The sequence below is a fragment of the Roseibium limicola genome (genome assembly GCF_017313085.1).
Taxonomy (GTDB): domain Bacteria; phylum Pseudomonadota; class Alphaproteobacteria; order Rhizobiales; family Stappiaceae; genus Roseibium; species Roseibium limicola.
Window position 1 is genome coordinate 47,993 of record NZ_JAFLNF010000002.1, and the last position, 20,422, is coordinate 68,414.

Consider the following 20,422-nt stretch of genomic DNA (forward strand, 5'->3'; position numbering starts at 1 on the left):
ATAATGACGATCTTCCTTCTGCGCCGTCTGGGGCAGTCTCTGGTAGCACTCTTCGGGGTTATGACGCTGGTGTTCTTCATCCAGCGTCTGACCGGAGATCCAACCTACTTGCTGGTGCCCGAAACGGCGACGCAGGCGGATATCGAGGCCATGCGACATGCGCTTGGCCTCGATCGGGCCCTGGTGGTCCAATATGTGGATTTTCTCTGGGACACCCTGCGCTTTGATTTCGGCAAATCCTTCATCCAGAACGTGCCGGTTACAACAATCATTGCATCGCGTTTGCCCTACACGCTGCAGCTTGCCGGCGGTGCGCTTCTGGTCGCCATCGCCATCGGCCTGCCGGTCGGGCTTCTGCTGGCGCTGGCCCGCAAGCAGCGCTGGACAAACATTCTGATGGGTGTGGTGCTCGCGGCCCAGAGTATGCCTACCTTCTGGAGCGGTATTCTCATGATCCTGTTGTTCGGTGTCGGCCTTGGCTGGTTGCCACCGTCCGGCTCCGGCTCCTTTGCCCATCTGATCATGCCGTCGATTGCCCTGGGGCTGCTGTCCATGGCGACCTACGCCCGCATCACTCGCAGTTCTGTTCTTGATGAACTGTCCAAGGACTACATCCGCTCCGCCAAGGCGCGTGGCGTGAAGACCGGTAGGCTGGTCACGCGGCATCTGCTGCGCAACTCAGCCATCCCGGTCATTTCCATCACGGCGCTGGAAATCTCCCAGCTGCTGGCCGGAGCGGTGATTGTCGAGACGGTCTTCGCCTGGCCGGGACTTGGCCTCCTGACGGTGCAGTCGGTTGTCTCGCGCGACTTTGTCGTGGTGCAGGGTGTCGTCCTACTGGGCGCGCTGGTGACCATCATGATGAATTTCCTCGCCGATATCCTCTACAGCTTCGTGGATCCGCGTATCCGCCTTGATGGGGTCAGTGGATGATGAAACTGCTCAAGACCCTCAGGGAAGCGTTTTTCCCGAAAAGTGCCAAAGGCATTCCGGTTGGCGTGTTCGTGGCGATTGTCGCGGTCCTGGTGCTGGTCGCCATCCTCGCGCCGCTGTTGGCGCCGGTGGGGCCCAACACGCAGAACCTGATGGGACGCCTGAAGCCTCCGGGAACGGTGGCCAGAGGCACTATGTTTATTCTCGGATCCGATGAACTCGGGCGCGATCTTCTCTCGCGTCTGATCTACGGAGCCCGTGTTTCTCTCTCCGTCGCGTTTCTCTCGGTGGTTCTGTCTGGCTGCCTCGGAACGGTGCTCGGCATGGCCGCCGGATACAAGCGCGGCTGGGTGGAAACGATCATCATGCGGGTGGTCGATATCTTCCTGTCGATCCCGGCCATCCTGCTGGCCATCATCACGGTCGCCGTTCTGGGGCCGGGCTTCATCAACGTCATTCTGGTGCTCGCCCTGACCCGCTGGCCACGTTACGCCCGTGTTGCCTACGGCCAGACTCTGGCCGTTGCCAACATGCCTTACGTGCGCCTGTCTAAAGCCATGGGTGCGAGCTGGATCCGCATCCTCGGTCTGCACATCCTGCCGAACATCATTGCCGCGCTTTCTGTGGTGGCCACGCTGGAGTTCGGTCTGATGGTGCTTTTCGAGGCGGGTCTGTCGTTCCTCGGCCTCGGCGTTCAGCCGCCTATGGCCAGCTGGGGCGCGATGCTCAGCGTTGGACGAAATTATGTGTCCAACGCCTGGTGGATCGCCACTTTCCCCGGCATTTGCCTCTTCCTTCTCGTGCTGTCGGTCAACCTCATCGGTGACCGCCTCAGCGAATATCTCAATCCCAAGTCACGGTAGTTCAACATGGAATTCGGTACACAGTTTCAAGGAAAAGGTGTTGTTGTCACCGGAGCGCTCGGTCTCTTCGGTCGGGGCATTGCCAAGGCATTCGCCGACGTTGGCGCAAAGATCTGCGTAACGGACCGCGACGAAGCTGCCCTCAAGACCCTGGTGGAAGAATTTGGTGTGGAGGGCAGCTTTGCCCACGTCTGTGATCTCACCTCGGCAGAGGACATGGACGGGCTGATTGCCGCAGTCGGTGAAGCCTGGGGGGCGCCGGACATTCTGATCAACAATGCCGGCATCTATCCCAGTGGCTTCCTGCTCGACATTGACGTCGATGCCTGGGATCAGATCATGGACGTCAATCTGCGCGCGCCTTTCCATCTGTCACGCGGCTTTGCCCTGCAGATGATCGAAGCCAAAAAGACCGGCAGCTTCGTCAACGTGTCCTCCGGCGCGGCGCGCAAGATGCGCCGCACGGTCGTGCCCTACTGCGTTTCCAAGACCGCACTCGACCGTCTGACCAAGGGCTTCGCCATCGAGTTGGCCGAATTCGGCATTCGCGTCAACGCGCTGGAGCCGGGCTTCGCCGCCGGCAGCACCGTCAGCTCCCTGTCGGAAGAACACGTCACCCGCGCTATCAAGGGTATTCCGCTCGGCCGTGCCACCAGCATGGACGATATTGGCCCTGCGACCCTCTACCTTTCGTCTCAGGAGGCCTCCTTCGTCACCGGCACGACCCTGTCGGTCGATGGTGGCAACTCTGCTGGCACACTCGATGTATTCCAGGACAAGAAGGCACCGCTATGAGCAGTTTGAAAGTCGCAGAAGCCTATCCATGGCCAGAGGGCAAAAAATCCGCATTCTGCTTCAGCGTTGACGTGGACGCCCATTCGCCCTGGATGTGGAACAACCGCGAGAACACCCCGGAGTTGTTGTCGCATCTGGAGCAGCGCCACTATGGCCCACGTGTCGGCCTGCCGCGTCTGGTGCGCATGCTCGAGAGTTTCGACGTAAAGGGCAGCTTCTTTGTGCCGGGCGCAGTTGCCGAGGCGCACCCGTGGATGCTGCCGGAGCTGGTTGATGCCGGACATGAAGTCGGGCTGCATGGCTATTTTCATGAGCTGGTGCAGCAGGTTTCTGACGACGAGTTCTCGCAGGTGCTTGGCGCATCCATCGAGCTTTTCGAAAAGCAAACGGGCAAGAAACCTGCCGGCTTCCGCTCCCCGGCTTGGGAAATGACGCCGCATATGGTGGCCGAAATCAAACGCCTCGGCTTCTACGACAGTTCGCTGATGGGCTTCGATACGCCTTACTCTGTCAATGGCGTCACCGAGGTTCCTGTGAACTGGTCGACGGATGACGCCATCTTCTTCAAGTTCCTCGGTGGGCCCGGCATGGACAGTTGGCCGCCTGTCGGCACAGATGCAGTCCTTTCTGCATGGCAGGAAGAACTGGCCGCCAGCCAGCGTTACGGAACTCTCTTCATGCTGACGGTCCACGACTGGATTTCCGGTCGCGGCGCCCGCACGGCCATGCTCGAGAAGCTTCTGGGAAGCGTCATGACTTCGCGTGATACCTGGGTCGCCACTGTCGGCGAGGTTGCCGCCCACCATGAAGCGACGGCGTCGGGACTGAACAACGTGATGCCGGAGGTTCCCGAGACCCTCTTCAACCATCCGGCTTGGAAAGGCGCCTGATGCAAACCTGGAACATTCACAAGCGTCAGCTTGAATCTTCTGAAGGCGTCGTGGCAGCCCAGCATTTCGAAGCCGCACAAGCCGGCGCAGATGTGCTGAAGAAGGGCGGCAACGCCATGGACGCGGCCGTGGTGACGGCCCTCGTCCTTTCTGTCGTCGAGCCATGGTTGAGCGGTGTTGGCGGTGGCGGTCTCATGCTATGGGCCGAGGCTGATGGCAGCAAGGTCGACACGCTGGACTTCAACGTTCGCGCCAGCCGCAATATGAACCGCAGCCAATATCCTTTGAGTGGCGGTCAGGACGGCGACTGGTTCGACTGGCCAGCGGTTGAGGACGATCGCAACATCATCGGCTATTCGTCGATCTGTATTCCTGGCGCAGTGGCGGGTTTTGCAGCTGCTTTGGAAAAATACGGCACGATCAGCTGGGCCGAAGCACTCGAGCCTGCCATCGCGTTCGCCGAACGCGGCATGATCGTCGATTGGTTCACCAGCCTCTGCTTGGCAATCGATCTGGCAGGCCTGTCGCTTTATCCGGCCACGGCGGAGTTGTTCCTTGACAACGGCAAACCGCGCAAAGTCGGGCAGGGGCAGCCTGAAACCTTCCTGCCGATGAAAACCAAGGCAAAGATGCTGCGGCGCTTGGCGGAAGCTGGCCCGCGCGACTTCTATGAAGGCGAAATCGCCAAAGGCATCGTCGCAGACCTTAATGCCGGTGGGTCAGTGATCGATGCGCATGATCTGGCGGGCTATCAGCCGACATGGGCGGCTGCCCAAAGTGCAGGTTACCGCGGCCGCGAGGTTCATGTGGTGCCGGGGCTTTGCGGTGGTCCAAGCCTGTTGAACACACTCAACACGCTTGAAACCTCGCTGGAAGGCAAGTTGGTTGACAGCGCTGCTGCCGCTGCGGCCTACGCCCAGGCTATTCGCGGAACCTACGAAGAACGCCTGAAAACCATGGGCCATGCCAGCCAGCAGGAAGATTGCACGAGCCACGTCTCTGTGGTCGACAAGGCTGGCAACATGGTCTCCCTGACCAACACGCTCCTGTCACGCTTCGGCTCCAAGGTCCTTCTGCCGCAAAGTGGTATGCTGATGAACAACGGCATGATGTGGTTCGACCCACGCGACGGCGTGCCGAATGCGATTGCGCCTGCTGCCCGGCCTCTGGCCAATATGGCGCCTGCCATTGTGTCGAGCGGTGGCAAGCCCTGGCTTGCCATTGGCGCAGCCGGCGGACGGCAGATCTTCCCGGCGCTCACCCAACTGATTTCTTATGTGATCGACGGTCAGATGTCGCTGGAGGAGGCCTTCCACGCGCCGCGTCTCGACGGCAGCGGACCGACGGTGATTATTGATCGGGCTGCAGCAGCAAATGTAGCCGCCGCGGTCGCCGAGCACTATCCGGTTCGGCTGACCAGCAACACATTGCACCCGGTGTGTTTTGCCATTCCGTCTGCCGTGTTGAATGATCACGCCAGCGGCAAGCGTTTTGGCATGGTGCATCCGATCAACCCCTGGACCGGTGCGGCCGAAGGAGGGGGGTATGATTGACGGGTTTAGCAACACGACTCTGAGCATCTCCAATCTCAAGGTCGCAGTTGGACCACACTCCGTTGTTGACGGTGTCGATATCGACATCCGCAAGGGCGAGATCGTCGCCCTGGTCGGCGAGAGTGGATCCGGCAAAAGCTTGACCGCCTTGTCGGCGATGGGGCTGCTCTCGGGCCGGGTCGGCCAGAGCGGTGGCGAAATCAAATTGAATGGCCAGACGATCAATCCCCAGGATGAAGTCGAGATGGGTCGTCTGCGCGGCACCCGGCTGTCGATGATCTTTCAGGAACCGGTGGCCTCGCTCAATCCCCTGCTTTCGGTTGGCGAACAGGTGGCTGAGAGCCTGGTCGTTCATGGCCGCGCGACAAAAGCCCAGGCGATGGAAAGGGCAGTTCAGATGCTCGCAGATGTCGGTATTCCGGAGCCTGAAAAGCGCGCGAAGCAATTCGCGTGGGAACTCTCCGGCGGCATGTGCCAGCGGGTGATGATCGCCTCGGCGCTGATTGCCGAGCCGGATCTGCTGATTGCCGATGAACCAACGACAGCCCTGGACGTCACGGTGCAGGCGCAGATCCTCGATCTGATGCGGCGTCTGCGCGACAAGACAGGCACCTCCATCCTGATCATCACCCATGACATGGGGGTGGTTGCCTCCATCGCTGATCGAGTCTGCGTGATGTATGGTGGGCGGGTTGTCGAACAGGCAGAAGTGCATCAGCTGTTCAAGGCACCGAAGCACCCGTACACCAAGCTGCTTCTGACAACGATCCCCAAGCTGACCGATGCGCCGAAGCAAGATCTTTATTCCATCAAGGGCATGGTGCCGGACATCGCCGACTTCCCCGAGGGCTGCCGGTTTCGCACCCGCTGTCCGCTTGCAGATAAGCAATGCGTGAAGACGCCTCCTTTGCAGCCGCGAAAGACTTTTGATGATGGGCTCGTTGCCTGCTGGCACTCCGAGCTGACGGAAACTCTGCAATGAGAGGCGATATGGACGCGACCGACGCCCCCCTTCTTCAGGTGAAAAATCTCAAGGTGCATTTCCCTTCCGGCTCCAAGGGCTTGTTCTCTGAACAGCAATTGGTCAAAGCAGTAGACGGAGTTTCCTTCATGGTCCATGCGGGTGAAACCCTGGCGATTGTCGGCGAAAGCGGCTGCGGAAAATCCACCACGGGCAATGCCATTCTCGGATTGGCGCCCGTCACTGAGGGGCAGGTGACGTTTCGTGGGCAGGATATAGCCCGCCTGTCGCCGGACGAACGCAGCCGCATGTGGCGAAATCTGCAGGTGGTGTTTCAAGATCCGGTTGCAGCGCTCAACCCGAAGCTCACCATCGGCAATTCGATTGCGGAACCGCTAGCAATCAATGGCGTTCCACGTGCCAAACAACTGGAGCGTATTGTCGAACTGCTGGATCTTGTTGGCCTGAACCCGAGCCAGAAAGACCGCTTTCCCAATGAGCTCTCCGGCGGGCAGAGGCAGCGTGTGGTGATCGCGCGGGCTCTGGCATTGGAGCCGGATGTTATCATCTGCGATGAGCCGGTGTCTGCGCTCGACGTCTCGATCCAGTCGCAGATCCTCAATCTGCTGATGAAGCTGCAGCGCGAACTGGGGTTGGCCTACCTCTTCATCTCTCATGACCTCTCCGTCGTGCGCCATATCGCCGACCGGGTCATCGTGATGTATCTCGGCCACATTATCGAACAGGGGCCAGCGGAGGTTCTGTTCAGCAATCCGCGTCATCCCTATACGGAAGCTCTCTTGTCGGCGATCCCCTTGCCGGATCCGGTGGCCGAGCGGTCGAAGAAACGGGTGCTGCTGGAAGGGGATCTTCCGAGCCCGCTCAACCCGCCAAAGGGCTGTCCGTTTGTCACCCGTTGCCCAATCCGGGAAGAACGCTGCGCCGAGGCAAAGCCTCAGTTGGTCCAGGATGAAAACAATCGCGAAGTCGCCTGTTTCTTGCGTTGAAACAGGCGGCCGCCGGATCGGATTACGCCCGCCAGATCGCCAGATCCTGTGCTGCAACCTCTGACGACCCGAGGATCAGGCGAATGCCTTCAGGCACGCTCCAGCTGTCAGGGCCGTAGTTGAACGCAAAGATCAGATCACCGCGCCGCCGCAGGCGCACGTGGGCGGGCAGGGACACAGTCTCAAGCTTGGCTTCTTGCACGAGCATATGCATCATGTCGGCAAGGAGCGTTTCATCCGGCCAGCAGTGCAGGGAAAAAACGTTCTCCTTGCGGGTCAGGGCCGGGTCGCCGTTGTCAAAGTGGGCCAGCATTTCCGTCGCAGCTTCGACATACTCGCGCCAGCGTATAGCGGCGCCTGATAGAGCTCCTGTAACCTTGTCCTGCAGGCCGGGGCGGAGCGATGCTACCTGAGTGACCCGTGTGCCGGTGAGTGCAGAAAGAGGGCCGGGTGGCAGTCCTGAAGGGATGCGGAAATGGCGGTCTCTCGACCCGGAACGCGGCCCTAGCATGACAAGCCCGTCGGCATCTTGCAGGGCCCGGAGAGAGGCCTCGTCCACCTGCATCATGCACGGAACGAGCACCAGTTTGTAGCCCCTCAGGTTACCTCCGGGCCGGACGAAATCGACATCCAGACCAAGGCGACGGATGGCCTCATACCAGCGAAAAGAAAGTTCCTCGTAACGGAAATCAGCGCCTTGTGGCTGGATGCTGGTGGCCCAGTGGGTCGGATAATCGAAGACCAGCGCAACCGGCGTCTTTCGGCTGTCCGGCAGAGTGCCGACGTCTGCCAGCTCGCGCGCGGTTTCGGCTGCCTCCCGTCCGCCCACAGACAGCTCATCGGAACCTGGCAAATTCAATCCGGCGTGGTGTTGCTCCTGGGCGAAATCCGCTTGCCGCCAGCGGAAATAGCTGACCACTTCTGCGCCGTGAGCGAGCGCCTCCCAGGTCCACAGCCGCACCATGCCAGGTTTGGGAACCGGATTCCACTTTGCCCAGTTGACGGGTCCGGGCTGCTGTTCCATCACCCAGAAGCGTCCCCGCCCGACACTGCGATAGAGGTCGTGGTGATAGGCGGCAATGTCCGGGTGGGAGGTTTCCGCCCAGCGGTTGCGTTCCACCTCACTGAAGGGGAATTTCTCGACGAAGCCGATCGGATAGCTGTCCCACGAGGCCAGGTCGAGGTTGTCCCCGACCTTGAAGTGGTCAAAGTCGGAAATGAACCCCATGAAATTGTGTGTGATCCAGCGGCCGGGCGAGTTCTTGCGCAGGATGTCACATTGCATCCGGTCGAAGTCGGCAATCTGATCGGAGTGAAATCGCCAGAAATCATGCCGTGCAGCTGGGTTGGGCTCGGTCACGGTGCGGCAGGGCAGCGCCACGTCTTCAAAGCTTCGCAGTTCCATTGACCAGAACACATTGCCCCAGGCAGCATTCAGCTGGTCAATGCCCTGGTAGCGTCGCCGCAGCCACTCGGCAAACGCCTTTCGATCTTCCTCGCCCCACGACATAGTGGTGTCATGGCAGCCATACTCATTGTCGGTTTGCCAACCGACCAGACCGGGATGATGGCCATAGCGCTGACTGACCTTCTCGACAATTCGGGCACTCTCACGCCACCAGGTGCGGGAGGAAAACGTCGAGTGCCGACGCGATCCGAAGCCGCGAACCTGGCCATGTTCATCGTAGGGGAGAATGTCCGGATGCGCGTCCACCAGCCACTTGGGCGGCGTGGCTGTCGGGGTGCCGAGCACGATCTTAAGGCCTGCGTTGGCAAGCGTGTCCATGGCACGGTCGAGCCACGCGAAATCAAAACAATCGCGCTCAAGTTCCAGTCGCGACCAGGCAAATTCGCCGATACGCACATGGGAAATCCCCATCTTGCGCATTCGCCGCGCATCCTTTGCCCAGCGCTCTTCGGGCCAATGTTCGGGATAGTAGCAGACGCCCAGCATTATCTCGTCAAATCCCCGTTGATGACGGCTCGTCCGTCGGTGTCGAAGAGGTGGCAGGCTTTTGCACTCAGACCCAAGGCGAGAACGTCTCCAGCCTTCTGCGTCGCCAGCCCGTCCGCCTTGACCGTGATTTCGCTGCCGTCGGCGAGTGTGACGAAGAAAATGGTCTCCGACCCGAGGTGCTCGGCCAGTTTGACGCTGGCCTGAACCTGGGCGTCACCGCCAGTGATCAGGTCTGTATGCTCCGGTCGAATGCCGAGTGTCATCTCGCCGTCTGAAATGGGTTTGCCTTCCGTCGGCAAGGATAGCCGCGACCCGCCGGGCAGCGTCACCAGAGCAGCCTCTCCCTCGACGCGAACATCGACCTTGAGAAAATTCATCTTCGGTGAGCCGATGAAACCTGCCACGAAGAGATTGGCCGGACGATGATAAAGTTCGAGCGGCGAACCGACCTGCTCGATGTGTCCTGACGAAAGAACAACGATCTTGTCGGCCATGGTCATGGCTTCCACCTGATCGTGGGTGACATAGATCATCGTTGCCTTTAGCTCCTGGTGGAGACCCGACAGTTCCGCGCGCATCTGGACCCGCAAGGCCGCGTCGAGGTTGGACAGGGGCTCATCAAACAGAAAGACCTCCGGATCGCGCACGATGGCGCGGCCAATGGCAACGCGCTGGCGCTGACCGCCGGAGAGCTGACCCGGTTTGCGTTTCAGCAAGGGCTCAAGTTGCAGCATCTTGGCCGCCTTGTCGGTGCGGGCTGCGACTTCCGCCTTCGGGTGGCCGGTCATCTTCAGGCCGAAGCCGATGTTTTCAGCCACGCTCATATGCGGGTAAAGCGCGTAGGACTGGAACACCATCGCGACACCGCGCTCCGACGGGCCAACCCGTGTCATGTCCTGCCCGCCAATGGAAAGCGCGCCGGCGGTGATCTCTTCCAACCCGGCGATCATCCGCAAAAGGGTGGACTTGCCACAGCCTGAAGGGCCGACAAAGACGCAGAATTCGCCGTCTTTCACCTCAAGGTCGAGGTCCTTGACCACAGTGACATTGCCATATTGCTTGCGGATGCCACGAAGGGTCACATCAGCCATGATCGGGGTCTCCCGTGGTGGGTTCTAGTTCAATCAAGAGCGCGCTTTCCGGCCGCAGCATGGGCAGCGGCAGACCGGCAGAGGTCAGGCTGACGAGACTGAAGTCGATCTTGCCGGCCAGCAGATCGGATTGGCCTTCGGAGATGCGGATGAAATCGGGCTGCTGCGGCGTACGGTCGGCGATCCGCCACCGCCCGCCGAATTGGGTGATATGGGTCGGCAAGCGCAAAGGTGCGGGCTGTTCTCCGACCATCTGCGAGCCTTGTGCAACGATGACCGCAATCCGCTCAGCAGAGGCCGCTCCCCAGACATACCGCCCATCGACAGGGTCCAGGCGGAACTGTGTCCCAGGCGCATGCAACAGCTTCCGCAAGCGCTTGTGCAAGGCGATGAACTGGGCCAGTTCGTCCTGCTCAGGCAGCGTCATGTTCAGCGGGTTCAGCTCGACGCCGAAATGATAGGCCATGGCGACCAGGGACCGGAACGACAGGCTGAGCTGTCGGCCGGTCTGGTGGTTGGGGCTGGCCGATACATGGGCGCCCAGCAGTTCAGGAGGAAAGAACTTCGAGGCGCCGTGCTGGATTTCCAACCGCTCCAGAGCATCCGTGCAGTCGGAGGTCCAGACCCGATGGGTATATTTGAGCACGCCATAATCCACCCGGCCGCCGCCAGAGGCGCAACTCTCGATTTCCACCTTCGGATGCGCTCTGCGGATGCGATCCATCAACCCGTAAAGGGCGCGCATTTGTCGGGCCGTTGCTGCCTTGCCGTCTCGTCCGCCGACATGGGTCAGATCGCGGTTCATATCCCATTTGATGCAGGAGATATCATGGGATGACAGCAACGAGTCGATCTTGGCAAACAGATAGTCGGCAACCTCGGAGCGCGTCAGGTCCAGAACAAGTTGATGACGCGACAGACGAAGCGGGCGCCCTTCCACCTGCAGCACCCACTCCGGGTGTGTCTCGAAAAGCCGGGAAGTCGGATTGACCATTTCAGGCTCGAACCAGAGGCCGAACTCCATCCCGAGCGACGTTACATGATCAACCAACGGGGCAAGTCCGTCGGGGTATTTGGTGGTGTCGATGTCCCAGTCACCCAGACTGGTGGTGTCGTCATCGCGACGGGCAAACCAGCCGTCGTCCAGGACAAAACGCTCAATGCCCAGTTCGGCTGCCTTGCTGGCCTGATCTTTCAGCGATGCCACCTTGTGATCGAAATAGTTGCCTTCCCAGGTGTTAAGCGTCACGGGGCGTGGCGTCATGACATCGCCTGGCCAGGTGATCAGCTCCTGCCGCACGAAGCTATGGAAGGCGGCACTATCGGCCCCGGCATAGGCGAGCGGGCTGAGATAGCTTTCACCGGGATCAAGCAACATTTCCCCCGGCTCGAACAACTCCCCCATATGCACGAGGCGTCTGCCGTCGTCGCAGCGGTCGATAACGATCTGGTGGTTGCCGCTGAAGCCGAGGGCCACGCCAAATCGTTGGTTCGCGCTTTCAACGAAGAGCATCGGAAAGCGGTCATGCGATGTGCGCCCGCGGCGGTTTTCCTGCAACCAGATGCCGGTTCCCAATTTCTCGCGGCGGGTCTGAAATTCCCGCCCCCACATCCCCGTGAAGCTCTCGACGGTTGCGTCTTCCGCCAAGGTTGGAAAGGACCCGGCCATGCAGCGATCGAGCTGATAGGGCGCATCTCCGTCATTGGTCAGGCAAACTTGCGAGGAAACAACGCCGCCCTTGTGTGCAGACAGAGTCAGGCGCAGGGACATCCGGGCGACTGTATCTGTCGCGGCGAGGGCAAGGCGACCTTCGCTTTCCTCTGCAGTCCAGTTGCAAAAGCCGAGGACGAAATCCCTGCCGGAGCGGTGGCCGCAAATCGCCGGCCAGCCGAAAAAACCCATGCCGCCTGTCGGCAATAGAACCGCGGAGGCAACAGCTTCATCCATGCCGTTGATACGGCTGGCACGCTCAATAATCGGCGCATCAGACGCTTCGGACGGGCCGAAGGAGATGACTTCGGGCATGGCAATCGACCCGTCCGCCGCGGGCAGGCGAAGTGTAACCGTCAGCCCGTCAGGGGAAGAAAGCGAGACGATACGGCTCATCCTTTGGTTGCTCCAAGGGTTAGCCCGGCAATGAAATGCCGTTGCATGAGGAAGAACATCAGAACCGGCGGCAGTGCGGCAATGATCGATCCGGCCGAAACAAGATGCCAGGCGGCGACCCATTGGCCGTTGAGGGCGTAAAGCCCGGCGGTTACCGGCATGGCGTGCTGGCCCTGAACCAGAACGGTGGCCCAGAAATAGTCGTTCCAGATGAAAGTGAAGACCAGCACGGACAGGGCGGCGATTGCCGGGCGCATCAAAGGCAACACGATGCGGGTGAAGATCTTCCACTCCGAAACGCCTTCGACACGGGCTGCCTCAATCAGCGCAAAGGGCAGGCCCTTGATGAAGTTGCGCATGAAGAGGGTGCAGAAGCCTGTTTGAAAGGCCACATGGAACAGCACCAGTCCGAAGGTTGTGTCGTACATGCCTGCCTTCAGGGTCATGTCGCGCACCGGCACCATGAGGATCTGGAAGGGAATGAAATTCCCGGCGATGAACATGAAGAACAGCAGAAGATTGGCGCGGAAATTGTAGACCGCCAAGGCAAATCCAGTAAGGCAAGACAATGCCACGGCACCGATTACCGTTGGAATGGTCACCTTGAAGGAGTTCAGGATGTACCAGCCGATGGGCGAGTTCTGAAAGACGGCGGTATAGTTCTCCACGCCGGCGAAGCTCGATGGAATCCCGAAGTAATTTCCGGCAGCAAGATCACCGGCGGGGCGCACCGAGGTAACGGCAACGCCGATGAGCGGCAGCAACCACAGCACCAGTGCCATGGGCAGCAGCAACTTGTAGCCGATCTGCGCCCAGCGTGCGGATTTCTGAATGGGTGTGGGGAACATCAGCTGTTCCTTTCCTGGGACAGCATGCGCACGATGAACAGGGTGATGAACACCATCATGATCAGGAACAGCACCACGGCAATCGCCGCGCCATAGCCCATGCGGTAGCCATACTCGGACAGGGCCTGCTCATACATGAAGTAGGAGAGGATCTGGCTTGACCCGTAAGGACCGCCAGCCGTCATGATCGACACCAGGTCGAAGGACCGCAGCGAGCCGATGACCGTGACCACCAGCGCGATGAAGCTGGCTGGGGCGAGCTGAGGCAGGATCACATGCCACAACAGCTTCAACCCCTTGGCACCGTCCATGCGAGCGGCTTCTACCTGCTCTGGGTTGATGTTGTTGAGCCCGGTCAGATACAGGATCATGCAATAGGCGGTTTGCGGCCAGAGACCGGCGACGATAATGCCGTAGGTGACAAAGCGTTCGTCGGCCAGGATGGCGATCTGTTGCCCGGTCAGCTTTTCGATCAGGGCTGAAAACAGCCCGAAGTCCGGTGCGTAGAACCAGGTGAACATCAGGCCGACGACAACCTGAGAAATTACGAAGGGAAAGAAGAACAGCGACTTGTAGAGCCGGATGCCCATCACATTCTGGTTCAGGAAAAGTGCCACGGCCAGACCGCCAGGGATCGCCAGAAGATACAGAACCAACCAGAGGAAGTTGTTTTTCAGGGATGTGTAGAACGTGTCGTCGTCCAGGAGTTCGATGTAATTGCCGAGCCCGATCCACGCCTTGTCGCCAAGGCCATCCCATTCGTGAAAGCTGATCCAGATGGATTGAACAATCGGGATGAGCACATAGATCGCGAACATCAACAACCCCGGGAGCAGAAACAGCCAGGGTGTGAGAGTGCCTTTGTGCTTTTTCCAAAGCGCAAGCGACGGGGCAGGGGCAGGGATCACGGGTTCCATCCTGATGAACGCGGCAACGACAAAGATGAACGGGGACCCGACCCGAAGGCCAGGTCCCTGCTCGGGAGGAAACACCTCTTATTTGTAGACGCGCGCGCGCACCTTCTCGAGACGCTTCAGGATGGCATCGGCCTTATCCGGCTTGACCATGAATTCCTGAAAGCCTTCCATGCCTGCCTTGGCCATAGCTGCCGGAGCGTCCCGGTCATAGAACTGGGCCAGCGCATAGGCGTTTGACAGCATGTGGAAACCGGCATCCAGATACGGGTCTTCCGGGGTTTCCGACTGGCTGTTGACCGGAAGTTGGCCAAGCGTCTTGTTCATGCGGGTCTGTGCCTCCGGAGAGGCGAGGTAGGCCAGGAACTTCTTGGCATCTTCCTTGTTCTTCGCGCCCGATGGAATGTGGAACGTGTCGGTTGGCGCTTCCTCAGCCATCGGCAGACCAGGTGTGATCTCGGGGAACTGCAGGAAGCCGATCTGCTCGTCGGTCAGGCCGCCATCCTTCATGGTGGCGACGGCAAAGTTACCCATCAGATACATGGCGGCCTTTCCCTGAACCAGATGCGGAATGGCATCCTGCCAGTCGATGGCGGCGTGATTGGCAACGAAGTACCCGGGCTCAACGAGTTCGGCCCATTTGTCGAAGACGGCTTTCACACGCTCGTCTGTGTAAGGGATCTTGCCGGAAGTGAGGTCCATGTGGAACTCGTAGCCATTGACCCGCAGATCCAGGTAGTCAAACCAGCCTGCCGTCGGCCAGAGCGCCTTGCTGCCGATGGTGAAGGGTGTAACGCCGGCTTCCTGCAGCTTGGCGCAAGCGGCCAGAAGCTCGTCCCAGGTTTTGGGGGGCGTGATGCCCTGCTCGGCGAAAATGTCTTTCCGATAATAAATGCCCCACTGATAGTAGGTGTAGGGAACACCCCACTTCTTGCCGTCGATGGTCATGGAGGCTGCAGCCGACTTCAGCTGGTCGTTCAGTCCGTTGTCTTCCCAGACGTCGCTGACATCTTCAAACAGCCCTGCGTTGACGAAAGGCGCCATGCGATTGCCGGCATACCAGGCGGCAACATCCGGCGTCTCGGCAGTCAGGAAATTGCGAATGGCGGACTTGTAGCCCTCGTGATCGAAGTTGTTCCATTTCACCGATATGTCGGGGTGCACTTCCTCGAAGCCGGCGATCAATTCTTCCATCGCCTGTTTCGGCGCCGGATCGGTTTGATCGGAGTTGAGAATGATCTCGCCCCCGAAGGCAGACGTCGACATTAGGGCAGCCGAAAAGGCCAGTCCTGCAAGCTTGTGGAGCCCGGCAAGCTGTTTGATGAAGGTCATAATTTCCTCCCTATGACCATGTGAAGTCATTCTTTTGAGCCTTGCGAGGGCCGTCTCCTCTACGGGTGTCCTCAAAGGCGTAGATTGATTTTCGGGAAAAGGAAGATAGGATCTACCCATATTCCAAGGAACAGTTCCGGGATCCTAAGATTATGCAATTTACGCGTAGGGAACTCAAAGACGAGTCCGTCCCGGTGCATCCCGAATTGAACCCGCGTCACCCCATGGTGATTTTTGACGATCACCGGTTTTGTGCCGGTGAAGCGCTTGATGTCCACGCCATGCCGGGACCGCACATGCACAGCCAGATCGAGTTAAACTTCCTGCTTGAAGGCCGCATGAGCTATTGGTTCGATGGCCGCGAGCTGACAATTGATGCCGGACGGCTGTGCCTGTTCTGGGGCATGATCCCGCATCAGGTGACCGACACGGAGGCGCCGACCCGCTTCGTCTGCTTCTATGTGCCCATGGCCGTGTTCCTGCGGTTAGCGAACATGGATGGCCTGCGCGACGCGATCTTTCGCGGTGCCATGGTGGAAGCGCTGGAAGTGCGCTCCTATGATAGGGAGATCTTCCTGAGATGGCGCGAAGAGCTGCTGTCCGGCGACGAAGGCCTGGCCGAAATTGTACGGAACGAGCTGACGGCCCGCCTGTTGCGCATTGCCCGTGATGGTTGGCGGGACCTGCGTGAGGAAGGCTCGGCGATTGCCGGCTTTCACGCCATGGAAACGGAACGGGCCCGTCATGTTGAGGGAATGCTGCGGTTCATCACCGAAAATGCGCTGGAGGGTATCGGAGTAAAAGATGTGGCCTCGGATCGGGGGTTGCATCCAAATTACGCCATGACCCTGTTCAAGAAGGCGGTGGGACACACCATCAATCAGGCGATAGCCCGCAACCGGTTGGACACGGCCCAGTCACTGTTGATCTCCACCGACCTGCCAGTGGTCGACGTGGCCTTTGAATCCGGCTTCGGGTCGGTTTCACGCTTTTACGAGGCCTTTTCCCGACGCTTTCACGACAAGCCGACGGTGTTTCGCAAGCGCATGCGCGAAAAAGGGCTGGCGACGGCGGCGTCCAACTGGAGCATCAGCGCCCAGGGAGCTTCGGGGGCAGGCTGAATATAGAGACCTTTAGGTCGCGCTCCTCATGCCGTCTCGACGTCATGCGCACGGACGAAATCGGCAACAAAGGTCTTGAGTGTTTCGGTCTGGCGGTAGCCCTTGCGCAGGATCAGCGAAAACGTACAGGTATAGGAAATTTCTTCGGGGAGGACCGGCACAAGCGCGCCGGTTTCCACCAGAGGCTGAGCAAAGTGTTCAGGAAGAAAGCCGAGATACTGGCCTGACTGGATCAGCATCAGTTGCGGCTCGATCTGATGGACGGTGGCCTCGATCGGTCCCAGCATAAGTCGTTTTTCATCTGCTGCCCGCCAATAGCCGCGCCGAATGAACGCGTGGTGTCGCAGACTTTCCATTGACACAGTCGCGCCGGGCGCAAACAGCGGATGGTTGTCGGCGGCGTAGAGATAGTGCTTTTCATCATAGAGCTTAGTCGCTCCCAGCCCAGAAATCAGGTGGGGAAAGCTGCCGATGCCGCAATGGTAATCGCCGTCATAGACCTTTTGCTGCAGCACCTGGGGACGCTCCTGCATCAATGTCAGAGAGACCGACCCGGCACGCGATTTGAACAGCGAAATAGCGTCGGAAATACGCGCCTTCGGATCGCTGACCATGCTGTCCACCAGACCGATTCTCAACTCGCCTGCCAGTGTTCCACGTAGGGCGCCGATTTCCGCATCGAAGTCGCTGATGCCCTTGAACAGGCGCCGGGAGGCGTCCAGCACCACCTGACCTTTTTCCGTCAGCCGAAAGCCGGTGCGGCCCCGCTGGCACAACTTGATGCCAAGCCGCTGTTCCAGCGCTGTCATATGGTTGGAGATGGTGGAGGCGGAGATGTTCAACTCAGCTTCTGCCGACGAGAACGCCCCGTGACGGGCCACGGCTTCAAAAACCTGAAGAAGCCGCAGGTCGCTACCGGAAAAACGCATGAGAGGGATCTGGCTCTTACTTTGAGAATTGCAAAAGTGAGATTTGATAATCGCTTATTTTATGAAGCTGGGCCAGAGGCTAGTTTGATTAAAGAGTTGGCGTGATTAATTCGCAATCAGAAGAGGCTGGAATGACGTTCAATCAACCGCTTGGCGGCAATGATATGCCGCGCTTTGCCGGTCCGGCCAGCATGATGCGTCTGCCGGTTCAGGAAACCTTCGAGGGGCTCGATGCCTGCTTTGTTGGCATTCCCTTGGACATCGGTACGTCGAACCGCTCGGGCACCCGTTTCGGGCCGCGCCAGATCCGGGCTGAATCTTGCATGCTGCGACCTTACAACATGGGCACCGGGGCGGCGCCCTTCGACAGCATCCAGGTGGCTGATACAGGTGATGTGGCGCTGAACACCTTTGATCTGAAGGACAGCGTCCGACTGATTGAAGAGCATTATGACCGCATTCTGCAGTATGACTGCATTCCTCTGGGACTCGGCGGCGACCACACGCTGACCTATCCCATCTTGCGGGCCATGAAAAAGAAACATGGCCCGGTGGCGCTGATCCACATCGACGCCCATGCCGATATCAACGACGAGATGTTCGGCGAGAAAATCGCTCACGGCACACCCTTCCGCCGCGCTCTGGAGGATGGCTGTCTCGCCGCCGACAAGGTCTTTCAGATCGGCTTGCGGGGCACCGGTTATTCACCCGAGGATTTCAATTGGTCGCGGCGCCAGGGCTTCACGGTCATTCAGGCGGAAGAATGCTGGCACAAGTCGATGACGCCGGTCATGGCCGACATCCGTGCGAAGATCGGCGATCATCCCGTTTACATCACCTACGACATCGACAGCCTCGATCCGGCTTTTGCACCGGGAACGGGCACTGTTGAAATCGGTGGCCTGACCATCTGGCAGGCCTTGGAAATCATCCGCGGCTGTCGAGGCCTCAATGTGGTGGGCGGCGATCTGGTGGAAGTTTCTCCGCCCTATGACACCAGCGGCAATACGGCGCTGATCGGCGCCAATCTTCTCTACGAAATCTTGTGCATTCTGCCGGGCGTCAAATACGAACCCCTCTGACCGTCCGGCCAATAAACAACAAATAAAATAGCCTTTCAGATAGATGGAGCAGTCATGACCAGCAGTACTTCCAGCAGAAATCGACGTCGTATGTTGAAGACAGCGGCCGCAACCTGCGCCCTCGTGGCCAGTACACTCGGCGCCCAGGCGACCGAGGAATTGAATGCCCTTGTCTGGTGCGACCACACGGACCCGGAATTGATCCTGCCGTTTGAGGAAAAGTTCGACGTGCGCGTCAACCTCAAGGAATATGAAGGCACCGGCACGGCCATGGCCATTGTCGAGCAGTCCCAGCCGGGCGACTGGGATGTCTTCGTCATCGACGGCGTTGACGTGCCACGGGCCATTGATGCCGATCTTCTGGCACCTCTACCGAAAGACCAGTTGCCGACCGGCGATCTGTTCCCGGCACTTGTCATGCCTGAAAACCATTCGCGCGATGGCGAAGTCTACGCCATCTCCGAGAAGTTCGGCTACAACACCATTTCCTTCAATAAGTCCAAGGTCGACCCGGAAGATATGAAGGACATGACGGTTCTGTGGTCCGACAAATACAAGGGCAAGATCGCCGTCTATGACTATTATCTGCCTGTGATGGGCATGGTTGCGGCGGGTCTCGGCAAGACCACGGCCGACCTTACAGCCGACGACTTGCCGGAGATCAAGGAAACCCTGTTCAAGATCAAGGACAACGCCAAACTGGTCGGTGAAGTGGTCTCCTCCCAGACCGCGATTGCGACTGGTGAAGTCGACATTCTTGTCGGCGGCGGCGAATGGGTGACTGCAGGCCTCGCGGCCGATAATCCGGATCTTGACTGGATCCTGCCGGAGCAGGGCGCCATGCGCTGGTCCCAGTCCATCGGGGTCTTCAAGGACAGCGAGAAGAAGGATCTGGCGACCGAGTTCGTCAAATACATCCTGTCGCCGGACGCCCAGGCCAAGCTCGCCACGTCCTCCTGCTATTGGGCAATGCCCGCCAATGCCAAGGCTGGTGAAAAGATGACCGATCAGCAAAAGACTGCTCTGCGCTGGGACGATCAGGAAGCCTACATCGCCAACTCCCAGCTTTATCCGGCGCCGAGTGCCGAGCTGGATGCGCAGATGCAGGATGCCTGGACCGAGTTCCTGCAACACTGAGCCTGACGGCGATCACACTGAACGGGATCCACGAGAATGACTGCAAGAGCCAGGCAAACCTCGCATGACCTGAAGCCCTGGGGCTTTGTCGCCCCCGCCCTGCTTTGGACCCTCTGCTTTTTCGTGGCTCCATTCCTGGTGATGGCTGCCATGAGCCTTTGGGAGAGGGTCGGAACGGATCTGGTCGCCAGCTGGAGCTTCGTCAACTACGCGAAGTTCTTCGAGCGCGGCCATTACCTTGAGGCCATGCTGAACTCTCTGGAAGTGACGGTCATCGTTACCGTCACTTCCATTCTTCTGGCCTATCCCTTCGCCTGGATCCTGGCGGAAAAGGTTCCCGCGCGGTGGCAGCGTCTGGCGCTGGTGCTGGCCATCCTGCCGTTCTGGACCTCCTACGTCGTGCGCTCCTATTCCTGGCTGCTGGTGCTCGCCAACAACGGTGTCATCAACCAGGTACTTCTGGCCATGGGTATCGTCGACGACCCACTGAGCCTGGCCAATTCACGTTCGGCCACGGTGATCGGTTTCGTCCACTTCTTCGTCATGCTGCTGACGCTGACAATCTACGCCAACCTGGTGCAGTTGCCGCCGAATTACCGCAAGGCGGCGCAGGATTTGGGGGCAAACGGTCTGCAGACCTTCTGGCATGTCATCCTGCCGCTGACCCTGCCGGGCATCATGGTCGGCGCGTTTCTGACTTTCGTTCTGTGCATCGGCGACTACATCACGCCGCAGATCCTTGGCGGCAATCAGGAACTTCTCATGCCGCAGGTGATCATGCTGCAGATTGGCCGCAGGGCGGATTTCCCCACTGCTTCGGCGCTTGCAATCTTGTTGATGGTGGTCGTCACCATCGCCTACCTCGGATTTGCCCGGTGGATCCGGCTGGAAAGGGCTTGAGC

The 20,422-nt window shown here is 59.4% G+C and carries 18 protein-coding genes; 11 read left to right on the forward strand and 7 right to left on the reverse strand.

Translation table 11 applies throughout. The annotated features are described in order from the left end of the window. The first annotated feature begins 3 nt into the window (after positions 1–3). The 7 genes from J0X15_RS03805 to J0X15_RS03835 are packed head-to-tail and all read left to right on the forward strand — an operon-like array spanning position 4 to position 7,002. Complete coding sequence (locus J0X15_RS03805; RefSeq protein ID WP_206938358.1) at positions 4–933, forward strand: ABC transporter permease; 930 nt, start codon at positions 4–6, stop codon at positions 931–933. Further along, positions 930–1,796: an ABC transporter permease gene (locus J0X15_RS03810; RefSeq protein WP_206938360.1), complete on the forward strand. Its 867-nt coding sequence runs from the start codon at positions 930–932 to the stop codon at positions 1,794–1,796. The genes J0X15_RS03805 and J0X15_RS03810 overlap by 4 nt, the downstream gene beginning before the upstream one ends. 6 nt (positions 1,797–1,802) lie before the next feature. Then, on the forward strand, positions 1,803–2,591 hold the full coding sequence (locus J0X15_RS03815; RefSeq protein ID WP_206938362.1) for an SDR family NAD(P)-dependent oxidoreductase: 789 nt from the start codon (positions 1,803–1,805) through the stop codon (positions 2,589–2,591). Further along, complete coding sequence (locus tag J0X15_RS03820; RefSeq protein ID WP_206938364.1) at positions 2,588–3,481, forward strand: polysaccharide deacetylase family protein; 894 nt, start codon at positions 2,588–2,590, stop codon at positions 3,479–3,481. Before J0X15_RS03815 ends, J0X15_RS03820 begins: the two co-directional genes overlap by 4 nt. Next, entirely contained in the window at positions 3,481–5,034 is a 1,554-nt protein-coding gene (locus J0X15_RS03825) for a gamma-glutamyltransferase family protein (protein WP_206938365.1), read from the forward strand. The genes J0X15_RS03820 and J0X15_RS03825 overlap by 1 nt, the downstream gene beginning before the upstream one ends. Continuing rightward, on the forward strand, positions 5,027–6,016 hold the full coding sequence (locus J0X15_RS03830; RefSeq protein ID WP_206938366.1) for an ABC transporter ATP-binding protein: 990 nt from the start codon (positions 5,027–5,029) through the stop codon (positions 6,014–6,016). The genes J0X15_RS03825 and J0X15_RS03830 overlap by 8 nt, the downstream gene beginning before the upstream one ends. An 8-nt stretch (positions 6,017–6,024) precedes the next feature. Further along, entirely contained in the window at positions 6,025–7,002 is a 978-nt protein-coding gene (locus tag J0X15_RS03835) for an ABC transporter ATP-binding protein (protein WP_206938368.1), read from the forward strand. Positions 7,003–7,024: 22 nt separating this feature from the next. Here the strand turns inward: J0X15_RS03835 and J0X15_RS03840 are convergent, their stop codons facing one another. From J0X15_RS03840 to J0X15_RS03865, 6 genes are all read right to left on the reverse strand, one after another. Next, positions 7,025–8,956 carry a beta-galactosidase gene (locus tag J0X15_RS03840; protein WP_206938370.1) on the reverse strand — a complete coding sequence of 644 codons (1,932 nt, stop codon included), beginning with the start codon at positions 8,954–8,956 and terminating at the stop codon, positions 7,025–7,027. Beyond that, positions 8,956–10,050, reverse strand: a complete 1,095-nt coding sequence (locus J0X15_RS03845; protein ID WP_206938372.1) for an ABC transporter ATP-binding protein — start codon at positions 10,048–10,050, stop codon at positions 8,956–8,958. Before J0X15_RS03845 ends, J0X15_RS03840 begins: the two co-directional genes overlap by 1 nt. Further along, positions 10,043–12,157, reverse strand: a complete 2,115-nt coding sequence (locus J0X15_RS03850; protein WP_206938374.1) for an alpha-galactosidase — start codon at positions 12,155–12,157, stop codon at positions 10,043–10,045. Before J0X15_RS03850 ends, J0X15_RS03845 begins: the two co-directional genes overlap by 8 nt. Then, positions 12,154–13,005: a carbohydrate ABC transporter permease gene (locus J0X15_RS03855; protein ID WP_206938376.1), complete on the reverse strand. Its 852-nt coding sequence runs from the start codon at positions 13,003–13,005 to the stop codon at positions 12,154–12,156. The genes J0X15_RS03850 and J0X15_RS03855 overlap by 4 nt, the downstream gene beginning before the upstream one ends. Next, positions 13,005–13,823, reverse strand: coding sequence for an ABC transporter permease subunit (locus J0X15_RS03860; RefSeq protein ID WP_206939233.1), 819 nt, complete (start codon positions 13,821–13,823; stop codon positions 13,005–13,007). Before J0X15_RS03860 ends, J0X15_RS03855 begins: the two co-directional genes overlap by 1 nt. A 177-nt stretch (positions 13,824–14,000) precedes the next feature. Continuing rightward, positions 14,001–15,251: an ABC transporter substrate-binding protein gene (locus tag J0X15_RS03865; RefSeq protein WP_206938378.1), complete on the reverse strand. Its 1,251-nt coding sequence runs from the start codon at positions 15,249–15,251 to the stop codon at positions 14,001–14,003. A 152-nt stretch (positions 15,252–15,403) separates the two neighbouring features. On the opposite strand from J0X15_RS03865, the gene J0X15_RS03870 reads away from it, so the two are divergent. Beyond that, on the forward strand, positions 15,404–16,372 hold the full coding sequence (locus tag J0X15_RS03870; protein WP_206938380.1) for a helix-turn-helix domain-containing protein: 969 nt from the start codon (positions 15,404–15,406) through the stop codon (positions 16,370–16,372). A 26-nt stretch (positions 16,373–16,398) separates the two neighbouring features. Here J0X15_RS03870 and J0X15_RS03875 read toward each other — a convergent pair whose 3' ends face one another. After that, complete coding sequence (locus tag J0X15_RS03875) at positions 16,399–17,301, reverse strand: LysR family transcriptional regulator (protein WP_206938382.1); 903 nt, start codon at positions 17,299–17,301, stop codon at positions 16,399–16,401. A 131-nt stretch (positions 17,302–17,432) separates the two neighbouring features. On the opposite strand from J0X15_RS03875, the gene speB reads away from it, so the two are divergent. Genes speB through J0X15_RS03890 form a run of 3 tightly spaced genes read left to right on the forward strand, consistent with a single transcriptional unit; the run spans position 17,433 to position 20,420 of the window. Next, positions 17,433–18,383, forward strand: coding sequence for an agmatinase (gene speB, locus J0X15_RS03880; protein WP_206938384.1), 951 nt, complete (start codon positions 17,433–17,435; stop codon positions 18,381–18,383). A gap of 54 nt (positions 18,384–18,437) precedes the next feature. Beyond that, entirely contained in the window at positions 18,438–19,520 is a 1,083-nt protein-coding gene (locus tag J0X15_RS03885; protein WP_206938386.1) for an ABC transporter substrate-binding protein, read from the forward strand. Between the two features lie 36 nt (positions 19,521–19,556). Continuing rightward, positions 19,557–20,420, forward strand: a complete 864-nt coding sequence (locus J0X15_RS03890) for an ABC transporter permease (protein ID WP_206938388.1) — start codon at positions 19,557–19,559, stop codon at positions 20,418–20,420. Positions 20,421–20,422: the final 2 nt, after the last annotated feature.